Here is a 1,922-nt window from a genome sequence, read left to right as displayed (position 1 = left end):
AATGACCCAGGCGCTGCGGCTCACCGGGCGCGAGAAGGTGCTCGAGGTCGGCACCGGCTCGGGCTACCAGGCCGCGATCCTCAGCCTGCTGGCGCGCCGGGTCTACACCGTCGACCGTCACCGCAGGCTGGTGGCCGAGGCCCGCGCCGTCTTCGATGCGCTCGATCTCGTCAATATCACCGCCTTCACCGCCGACGGCAGCCACGGGCTTCCGGACCAGGCGCCCTTCGACCGCATTCTCGTGACCGCCGCCGCCGAGGATCCGCCCGGCCCGCTCTTGGCCCAGCTGAGGATTGGCGGTATCATGGTCTTGCCCGTAGGGCAGTCCGACACCGTGCAGCACCTGATCCGCGTCACCCGCACCGATCAGGGCTACGATTATGACGAAATGCGCCCCGTGCGTTTCGTGCCGCTGGTGGAAGGGCTGGCCAAGGACAGCTAGACACGCCGGCACATTTGCCGTGACGTCCCGGGAACAAGGGGCGCATCAGAGGATATCGAGATGGACAGCACATTCCGCCCGCTCCCCCTGCGCCTTGGCGCGCCCATCGCCCTACTGGCGGCGCTCGGCGCCTGCTCGGGGCCGCTCGACTACGACATGCGCGGGCGCATGGGCGGTCCGGTCGACACCAGCCAGGCGGCGCTGACTGCGGTCGAGGACCGGCCCGCCGCCGATAGTCGGGGCATCATCTCCTACCCGAATTACCAGGTGGCCGTGGCCCGCCGAGGCGACACGCTGAGCGACGTCGCCACCCGCATCAACCTGCCCGCAGGCGAGCTGGCGCGCTACAACGGCATCCAGCCGGACGACCAGCTGCGCGACGGCGAGATCATCGCCCTGCCCCGGCGCGTGTCCGAGCCCTCGCCCTCCACCGGCGCCGTGGCCACCGGCCCGATCCAGCCCGCGGGACAGGTCGACATCACCACGCTGGCAAGCTCGGCCATCGACCGTGCCCCGGCCTCGCCCGCGCCTGCCGCCTCGACGGGCTCGAGCGGCGTCGAGCCGATCCGCCACCAGGTGACCCGCGGCGAGACCGCCTACACGATCGCACGGCTCTACAACGTGACGCCGCGCTCGCTGGCGGACTGGAACGCACTCGACAGCAACTTCACCGTGCGCGAAGGCCAGTACCTGCTGATCCCGGTGGTCGACAGGACCGCCACCACAAGCCGCCCGGTCACGACCTCGGCCGCTGCGACCACCGCGCCCGGTGCCGGCTCGCCCACGCCGCAGCCGCCGTCCTCGACGCAGCCGCTGCCGCAGAACCAGCCCTCGGTTGCCGAGACCCAGGCCAAGGCCGCCTCCGCGACCGCCGCCGCCCCGGTGGCCGACATCGGCCAGAAGCAGGCCGCCGCGAGCGCCAGCTCGAATGCCCGCATGGCGATGCCGGTCAACGGCGCCATCATCCGCGAGTATTCCAAAGGCAAGAACGACGGCATCGACATCTCGGCCCCGGCCGGTACCCCGGTCAAGGCCGCCGAGAGCGGCACCGTCGCGGCGATCACCACCAACACCGACAACGTGCGTATCGTGGTTGTCCGTCACGCCGACGACGTGCTGTCGATCTACACCCACGTCGACAACCTGACGGTCGAGAAAGGCTCGTCGGTCAGCCGTGGCCAGACCATCGGCAAGGTCCGCTCCGGCGACCCGAGCTTCCTGCACTTCGAGGTGCGCAAGGGCTTCGACAGCGTCGACCCGATGAGCTACCTGCGCTGAGCCCTGGCCTGCGGGTCCGCAGGCATCGCACAGACCGGAAACGGGAAAAGGCGGGGCACATCACCCCGCCTTTCTTCTTTTCCTGCGATCCTGATTCCGGATGGTCCCGACAAGGCCAGGACCACGGCCGGCGCGTGGCTCAGATCGCAACGCCCTTGCGGCCCGCGAGGTCGGTGAAGAACTGCCACGCCACCCGGCCCGA

Annotated in this window: 2 protein-coding genes; both read left to right on the top strand. The window is 70.1% G+C overall.

Going from position 1 to position 1,922, the window contains the following annotated elements; translation table 11 throughout:
• Positions 1-442 (top strand): protein-L-isoaspartate O-methyltransferase (locus HC022_RS25405; protein WP_167454240.1); only part of this gene is annotated, 442 nt, incomplete at its 5' end.
• A 60-nt stretch (positions 443-502) separates the two neighbouring features.
• Positions 503-1,720: a peptidoglycan DD-metalloendopeptidase family protein gene (locus tag HC022_RS25400; RefSeq protein ID WP_008884547.1), complete on the top strand. Its 1,218-nt coding sequence runs from the start codon at positions 503-505 to the stop codon at positions 1,718-1,720.
• Positions 1,721-1,922 lie beyond the last annotated feature (202 nt).

The sequence above is a fragment of the Salipiger sp. HF18 genome (assembly GCF_011806505.1).
GTDB classification, from domain to species: domain Bacteria; phylum Pseudomonadota; class Alphaproteobacteria; order Rhodobacterales; family Rhodobacteraceae; genus Salipiger; species Salipiger thiooxidans.
Note: the sequence above shows the minus strand (reverse complement) of the source record. Positions and strands in the feature narration are given on the sequence as shown.